Consider the following 5,847-nt stretch of genomic DNA (forward strand, 5'->3'; position numbering starts at 1 on the left):
AGAAAGGTCAGAAAGTGATCAACGCCATCGACACCCTGCAAGCCTGGGTGATGCGTCTGGTGCGTCTGGTGATGAAGCTGACCCCGTACGGCGTGCTGGCGCTGATGACCAAAGTGGTGGCCGGTTCCAACCTGCAGGACATCATCAAGCTCGGCAGTTTCGTCGTGGTTTCGTACCTCGGTCTGGGCCTGATGTTCGTGGTACATGGCCTGCTGGTGTCGGCCGCCGGGATCAACCCGCTGCGTTTCTTCCGCAAGATCTGGCCGGTGCTGACGTTCGCGTTCACCAGCCGCTCCAGCGCGGCGAGCATTCCGCTGAGCATCGAAGCCCAGACCCGTCGTCTGGGCATTCCGCAGTCGATCGCCAGTTTCGCCGCCTCGTTCGGTGCGACCATCGGCCAGAACGGTTGCGCCGGCCTGTACCCGGCAATGTTGGCGGTGATGGTTGCGCCAACGGTCGGCATCAACCCGCTGGACCCGCTGTGGATCGCGACGCTGGTGGCGATTGTGACGCTGAGTTCGGCCGGTGTGGCCGGGGTCGGTGGCGGCGCGACGTTTGCCGCGCTGATCGTGCTGCCGGCGATGGGTTTGCCGGTGTCGCTGGTGGCGCTGCTGATTTCGGTTGAGCCGCTGATCGACATGGGTCGTACGGCGTTGAACGTGAGTGGTTCGATCACCGCCGGTGCGATTACCAGCCAAGTGATGCAGCAGACCGATAAAGCACTGCTGGATGCGGATGAGCATGCGGAGCTTGCTCAGGCTTGATGTAAAGCAAGATCAAAAGATCGCAGGCTGCGCCAGCTCCTACAGGGGACATGCATAAACCTTGTAGGAGCTGCCGCAGGCTGCGATCTTTCAGGCTTTTTCCCAGACTTCGAAGTTGTAAGCGGGCTTGTCGCCCTCAGCCGGGTTCGGCACGTTCGACACCAGCTTCCACTGGTTCAGATCGAACTCCGGAAACCACGCATCGCCCTCCGGGCTCAGCGCCACTCGGGTCAGATACAGACGATCCGCCTGCGCCAGCCCTTGCGCATACAACTGCGCGCCGCCAATCAGCATCAGCTCATCGACGCCCTGCGCTTTCGCCCATTCCTCGGCGCGAACCACCGCGGCTTCCAGCGACGGATACACTTCCGCCCCTTCCAGCAGCAGATCCGGCTGACGGCTGACCACGATGTTCAAGCGGCCCGGCAGCGGACGACCGAGGGAGTCCCAGGTCTTGCGGCCCATGATGATCGGCTTGCCGAGGGTCGTGGCCTTGAAGTATTTGAAGTCCCCCGGCAGGTGCCAGGGCATGCTGTTGTCGACGCCGATCACGCGGTTTTCACCGAGGGCTGCGATCAGGCTGAGGGGGAGTGATTTAGTCATGCCGGCGAGGATACCAGAGCCTCGCTTGACCCGATAAGCGTCACAGCGGTTATGCTCACTGCTCAATCGAGCAACGGAATGGCGCGTGACTGAACTGACTCCACTGCAAAACCTCTGGCTGACGGAAACCATCCGCCTGCGCGAAGAACACGCAGGTCCCCTCGAGGATCTGGAAGCCAATCGTCTGGCCCGCGCGGCCGGCGGCGATCTGCCGGGCCGTATTCAGCGCCGCGCCGTGTGGCTGGCCGAGCGTGACGGGCTGAGCGCAGCACTCAGGCACTGGCTGCAAGGCGCGCGTCTGGCGCTGGTGCTGCTGGTGATTTTCGCGCTGCTGAGCGGTGCCGGTCTGGCCTTCGCCGCGCTGAGCCAGACACCGGTCAATGTGTTCTGGGCCTTGGGCAGCCTGCTCGGGTTGAACCTGATTCTGCTGCTGAGCTGGGCGCTGGGGCTGGTCTTTGCCGGCGAACACGGCGCCACCCTCGGCCGCTTGTGGCTGTGGCTCAGTGAAAAACTCGCCCGTGACGCGAAAGCTGCGCAACTGGCGCCGGCCCTGCTGCTGATGTTGCAACGCAGGAAACTCAATCGCTGGGCACTTGGCACACTGGTCAATGGCCTGTGGTTGCTGGCGATGCTCAGCGCACTGGTGCTGTTGCTGACGCTGATGGCGACCCGGCGATACGGCTTCGTCTGGGAAACCACAATCCTCAGCGCTGACACTTTCATCAACATGACCCAAGCCCTCGGCGCGCTGCCGGCGCTGCTTGGTTTCAACGTGCCGACCGTGGAAATGATCCGCGCCAGCGGCGCCGCCGCGCTGGACATCGAAAGCGCGCGCCAGGCCTGGGCGACCTGGCTGGTTGGCGTGCTGGTGGTGTACGGCGTGCTGCCGCGCCTGCTGCTGGCCGCGTTGTGTTTCTGGCGCTGGAATCGCGGCAAAAACGCGCTGACGCTGGACCTGAATCTGCCCGGTTACGCCCAGTTGCGTGAGCGGCTAATGCCGACCAGCGAACGCCTGGGCATCAACGACGCTGCACCGCAGCAATTACATCGCGTCGAAAGCAGCGTCAGCGAACACGCCAGCGACGGCGCCCTGCTGGTGGCCATCGAACTCGACGATCAGCGCCCGTGGCCGCCGGCCCTGCCGAAAACCGTGAGCAACGCCGGGATCCTCGACAGCCGCGAATCGCGGCGCAAACTGCTCGAACAACTCAGCCGTTTCCCCCCGGCGCGCCTGCTGATCGCCTGCGATCCACGGCGCTCGCCGGATCGCGGCAGCCTCGCGCTGATTGCCGAACTGGCGCGCAACGCCAGCGCCACCCGCGTCTGGCTGCTGCAAGCACCGCCCGGCGAAGCGCTGGACAGCGCCCGCCTCGGCGACTGGCACGTCGCACTGCAACAACTGGAGCTGCCATTCGCCGATTGCGCGCCGATGAACTGGCTGGAGAACGGTCATGACTGATGCCCGCAAGGCCCCGCTGAAACTCGCCGTGGTCGGCCACACCAACGTCGGCAAGACCTCGCTGCTGCGCACCCTGACCCGCGACGTCGGTTTCGGCGAAGTCTCGCACCGGCCGAGCACCACTCGACATGTCGAGGGCGCGCGGTTGTCGGTGGACGGCGAGCCGTTGCTTGATCTCTACGACACACCCGGGCTGGAAGACGCCATCGCACTGCTGGATTTCCTCGAGCGTCTGGAGCGACCCGGCGAACGCCTCGACGGCCCGGCGCGACTGGCACGGTTTCTCGACGGCAGCGAGGCGCGCCAGCGTTTCGAACAGGAAGCCAAAGTGCTGCGGCAACTGCTCGCCTCTGACGCCGGCCTGTATGTGATCGACGCCCGCGAACCGGTGCTGGCCAAATATCGCGACGAACTGGAAGTGCTCGCCAGTTGCGGCAAACCGCTGCTGCCGGTACTGAATTTCGTCAGCAGCGCCAACCATCGCGAACCGGACTGGCGCGAAGCGTTGGCGCGGCTTGGCCTGCATGCGCTGGTGCGGTTCGACAGCGTTGCACCGCCGGAGGATGGCGAGCGGCGCCTGTACGAAAGCCTCGCGCTGCTGCTGGAAAACGCCCGTCCGCAACTGGAACGCCTGATCGCCGATCAGCAGGCCCAGCGTCTCGCCCGCCAGCAAAGTGCGGCGCGCCTGATCGCCGAATTGCTGATCGATTGTGCGGCGTGCCGGCGCAGTGTGGTCAGCGAGGCCGAGCAGGAACAGCAAGCCATCAGCGAACTGCGCAAAGCCGTGCGCCAGCGCGAACAGAAGTGCGTCGAGGCGTTGCTCAAGCTTTATGCGTTCCGCCCGCAGGACGCGGCGGCCAGTGACTTGCCGCTGCTGGATGGGCGTTGGGGCGATGACCTGTTCAACCCGGAAACCCTTAAGCAACTCGGCGTGCGTGTTGGCGGAGGGATTGCGGCAGGCGCTGCAGCCGGGGCTGGCGTGGATTTGCTGGTGGGCGGGATTACCCTCGGCGCTGCGGCGCTGGCCGGCGCGATTGCCGGCGGCGCGCTGCAAACCGCGCGCAGTTATGGCAGTCGCTTGCTGGGCAAGATCAAGGGCCAGCGCGAATTGACCGTGGATGACGGTGTGTTGCGGTTGTTAGCGCTGCGTCAGCGGCAACTGCTGGTGGCGCTCGATCAGCGCGGGCATGCGGCCATGGACGCGGTCCAGGTCGCCACACCGCAGGACAAGACCTGGCGCGAGGGCAAGTTGCCGGATGCGCTGAGCAAGGCGCGGGCGCATCCGCAGTGGTCGTCGCTCAATCCGCATGCGAAGTTGAATCAGGCGGAGCGGCAGGAGCAGATAGAGTCTCTGGCTGCAGATTTGTAGCGCCCGGACTGACGCTATCGCTGGCAAGCCAGCTCCCACAGTGTTCTCGGTGAAACCTGTTTTTGTGACCAACCGAGATACCTGTGGGAGCTGGCTTGCCAGCGATGGCAGCCACTCGGTTCCAAGACCTAAGAAGACAAAAGACGCGCCGCTTTCTCCTTCAACACCTGAAGGTCAATCACCGGTACATCCATCTCCTTGGCCAGCTCATCCCACTGCCGCATGCGCAAACTCACGGCACACAACGGATCGCGCTCAAACGCATCCGCCTCAGCCTCGCTCATCACCCCGCCCTGATACTCCAGCGTCCGGCGACTCGCTTCACTCAGGCGTTCGAAATACCCCGGCTCACGCAGCGTCAGATACCGCTTGGCCTGTACGTGATACTCCACCAGCCGCGCCAGGCGCTCGCTGAACCCGGCCTCACGCAAATAATCCGCCCCCAGCCGCTCATGGCTGACAACGCCATAACCGCCCATATTCTCGGCCCCCTCGGCACACAAGTGGCCGATGTCATGAAAGAACGCCGCCAGCACCACTTCATCATCAAAGCCTTCGGCAATCGCCAGTTCCGCAGCCTGGGACATGTGTTCGATCTGCGACACCGGCTCGCCGATGTAATCGCTGGTGCCGAAGCGCTCATACAACCCGAATACCCGGGCGACAACTTGCTGCTGATCCACCATCAGATTTCCTCCAGCCACTGCGCGACATTGCGCTCGGCCAGTGCCGGGCCGACGCTCATGCCGACGCCGGTGTGCATCAGCGCCACACTCAGCCCCGGGGCCGGGCGCAGCAACGAAAACGGCCCCGGCCCCCGTGAACCATAGACGCCCTGCCAGCGCTCGACCACTTGCACCTTGCAGCCCAGCGTCTGTTCGGCCAGTTCGAGCATCCAGTTGTCGACCTGCTCGGCGTTGAACGGCGACGGATCGCTGCCGTAATGGTGCGAGTCGCCGATGATCAGCTCGCCATACGGCGTCGGACTGATCAGCAGGTGAATGCCGTTGTCGTGCAGGTGGGGTTGCTCGCGCAGGATCTGCGCCTGCACCGCCGCCGCTTGCGGCAGATCGGCGAAGGCGCCGTAGTGCACGCAGCTCAAACCGGTGAGCAAGGCGTGTTGCAGGTTCAGCTCGACCTGCGGTTTGGCGCGGAGCATTTGCAGGCGACATATCTGCGGGTTGAGCGCGGCAATCGGCTCGGCCAGCAGGGTCTGATAATCGTGGCCGGAGCAGACGATGATCTGCTTCGCCGTGAAACTGCCAGCGGTGCTGTGCAGGCGCCCGGGTTCGACGTCGCGCACCAGCGTCGAGAAGTGAAACTCGACGCCGAGATCGCGGCGCAGGTAGTCGATCAGCGCGGGGATTGCTTCTCGCGAATACAGCTGTTGATCGTCCAGGCCGTGCAATGCGGCGCGATGGTGGCTGAACTGACCGTGATACAGATCACGCAGGGCAGCGCCACGCAGCAAAGCCACGTTGTAACCGTGTTCCACGGCGCGGCCGTTACAGAAGGCTTCGAGCAATTGCTCTTCGGCTTCGCTGCGGGCGAACAGGTACGAGCCGTTGCGCTTGATCTTGAGACCGGCGAGTTGCGCCCAGTCGCCCCAGATCTCGCGGCTGGCCTTGGCCAGTTTAAGCATCTGGCCCGGC

Annotated in this window: 6 protein-coding genes; 3 read left to right on the plus strand and 3 right to left on the minus strand. The window is 64.2% G+C overall.

All coding sequences use genetic code 11. The annotated features are described in order from the left end of the window. A partial coding sequence (locus DBR18_RS28650; RefSeq protein WP_256588505.1) for a cation:dicarboxylate symporter family transporter occupies nt 1–764 on the plus strand: 764 nt, incomplete at its 5' end. Nucleotides 765–854: 90 nt separating this feature from the next. Here DBR18_RS28650 and DBR18_RS03055 read toward each other — a convergent pair. Next, entirely contained in the window at nt 855–1,367 is a 513-nt protein-coding gene (locus DBR18_RS03055) for a dihydrofolate reductase (protein ID WP_098966109.1), read from the minus strand. An 85-nt stretch (nt 1,368–1,452) separates the two neighbouring features. Here DBR18_RS03055 and DBR18_RS03060 point away from each other — a divergent pair, with 85 nt between their 5' ends. Together DBR18_RS03060 and DBR18_RS03065 are read left to right on the plus strand one after the other, a co-directional pair. Then, nucleotides 1,453–2,826: a DUF2868 domain-containing protein gene (locus tag DBR18_RS03060; RefSeq protein ID WP_108589203.1), complete on the plus strand. Its 1,374-nt coding sequence runs from the start codon at nt 1,453–1,455 to the stop codon at nt 2,824–2,826. Beyond that, a complete protein-coding gene (locus DBR18_RS03065) occupies nt 2,819–4,195 on the plus strand; it encodes a GTPase/DUF3482 domain-containing protein (protein ID WP_108589204.1) in 1,377 nt (458 codons plus the stop codon). The genes DBR18_RS03060 and DBR18_RS03065 overlap by 8 nt, the downstream gene beginning before the upstream one ends. Before the next feature lie 128 nt (nt 4,196–4,323). Here DBR18_RS03065 and DBR18_RS03070 read toward each other — a convergent pair whose 3' ends face one another. Together DBR18_RS03070 and DBR18_RS03075 are read right to left on the minus strand one after the other, a co-directional pair. After that, nucleotides 4,324–4,881: a phosphonate degradation HD-domain oxygenase gene (locus tag DBR18_RS03070; RefSeq protein WP_108589205.1), complete on the minus strand. Its 558-nt coding sequence runs from the start codon at nt 4,879–4,881 to the stop codon at nt 4,324–4,326. Continuing rightward, a partial coding sequence (locus DBR18_RS03075) for a TIGR03364 family FAD-dependent oxidoreductase (protein ID WP_108589228.1) occupies nt 4,881–5,847 on the minus strand: 967 nt, incomplete at its 5' end. The genes DBR18_RS03075 and DBR18_RS03070, both read right to left, overlap by 1 nt.

The organism is Pseudomonas sp. HMWF021 (assembly GCF_003061005.1).
Lineage (GTDB): Bacteria > Pseudomonadota > Gammaproteobacteria > Pseudomonadales > Pseudomonadaceae > Aquipseudomonas.